Annotated in this window: 2 protein-coding genes; both read left to right on the top strand. The window is 68.7% G+C overall.

The annotated features are described in order from the left end of the window. Positions 1-271: zinc-binding dehydrogenase (locus VQ02_RS32025; protein ID WP_048448310.1), on the top strand; the 271-nt coding region annotated here is incomplete at its 5' end. After that, positions 268-1,002, top strand: a 735-nt coding sequence (locus VQ02_RS32020) for a major royal jelly family protein (protein ID WP_245239913.1), incomplete at its 3' end; no start/stop codon positions are given. The genes VQ02_RS32025 and VQ02_RS32020, both read left to right, overlap by 4 nt.

Genomic DNA, 1,002 nt, shown 5'->3' with positions numbered 1-1,002 from the left:
TCCGGCGAGCCTCGACGTGCTACCGTTTAAGCGCAAGAGCGTCTCAACCCATTGGGAGTTCATGTTCACCCGCTCGATGTTTGCCACTGCCGACATCGCTGAACAGGGCCGGCTCCTCGACGAAGTTGCGCGGCTGGTGGAGGCCGGCACGCTGAAGACCACCTTCGCAGAGAGCTTTGGCCCGATCTCCGCCATCAATCTCCGCCGCGCTCACGCGCTGATCGAGAGTGGGCGGGCCAAGAGCAAGATCGTTCTGGAGGGATGGGCGTGAGCGATGGGGCGACGATAGATCGGCGCGCCTGGCTGACCGGGGCCGGGGCCCTACTCGCCGCCGGCCCGAGCTGCGCGGCCGAGGGCGCCCATCCCGCCGCACCTAACCTAACGCTCGCCTTCGCGCTTCCGGACGCCGTCACCAATGGCGTCGCGGTGACGCCCGAGGGCCGGATTTTCGCCGCGCTCGCGCGCATCGACGGCAGCGTCGGTCCCCGCGTCGTCGAGATCCGCAACGGCCGCCCGGTGCCGTTCCCGGACGAGGCCTGGAACGCCTTCGCGGACGGGGCCGATCCCGCCCGCACTCTCGTCTGGGTCAATTCCCTCCGGATCGGCCCCGATGGCGACCTCTGGCTCGTCGATACCGGATCGCCCGGCTTCGGCCAGCCGATGCGCCCGGGCGGCTGCAAGCTCGTTCAGGTCGATATCGCCGGCGCCAGGGTGCGGCGGACGATCCCGCTCGACGGCGTGGTGACGCGCAAAAGCTTCATTGACGACGTTCGCTTTAACGGTTCTCTCGTCTATCTCACTGATGCAGGCGCGCCGGCCCTGGTGGTGCTCAATCCCGCAACGAGCTGGGGCTACCGCGTCCTCGAGGGCCACACCTCGGTCACGGCCTCGCGGCCAATCTCGGCCGAGGGGCGCATCGTGCGTGGGCCGGACGGCGCGCCGGTCTACGTGCATGCGGACCAGCTCGAAGTGTCGCCGGATGGCGACTTCCTCTACTACCAG

The organism is Methylobacterium variabile, assembly GCF_001043975.1.
GTDB lineage: Bacteria > Pseudomonadota > Alphaproteobacteria > Rhizobiales > Beijerinckiaceae > Methylobacterium > Methylobacterium variabile.
Note: the sequence above shows the minus strand (reverse complement) of the source record. Positions and strands in the feature narration are given on the sequence as shown.